Origin of the sequence: Bradyrhizobium sp. TM233 (assembly GCF_036247965.1) — a bacterium.
Lineage (GTDB): Bacteria > Pseudomonadota > Alphaproteobacteria > Rhizobiales > Xanthobacteraceae > Bradyrhizobium > Bradyrhizobium ottawaense.
This window is the reverse complement of sequence record NZ_BTIG01000109.1, coordinates 1-278: the sequence shown is the minus strand read 5'-3', so window position 1 is coordinate 278 and position 278 is coordinate 1. Positions and strand designations below refer to the sequence as shown.

The window sequence follows — 278 nt, the reverse complement described above, 5'->3', positions numbered from 1 at the left end:
GAGGCGCGCTTGTCCGGGACCCATTATCTGTGTGGCCGCAGCTTAAAGCCGCTCCACGATCGTCACGTTGGCCATGCCGCCGCCTTCGCACATGGTCTGCAGGCCGTAGCGCTTGCCGCGCTGGTGCAGGGCGTGGACCAGCGTCGTCATCAGCTTGGTGCCGGAGCCGCCGAGCGGATGGCCGAGCGCGATAGCGCCGCCATTGACGTTGAGGCGCGCCGGATCGGCGCCCGTGGTCTTCAGCCAGCCCGTGGGCACCGAGGCGAAGGCCTCGTTGA

General features: G+C 68.7%; 1 pseudogene. It reads right to left on the bottom strand.

From position 1 onward, the window contains the following. Positions 1-42: 42 nt before the first annotated feature. Positions 43-278, bottom strand: a pseudogene (locus tag AABA86_RS33880) (acetyl-CoA C-acetyltransferase); the annotation flags it as partial.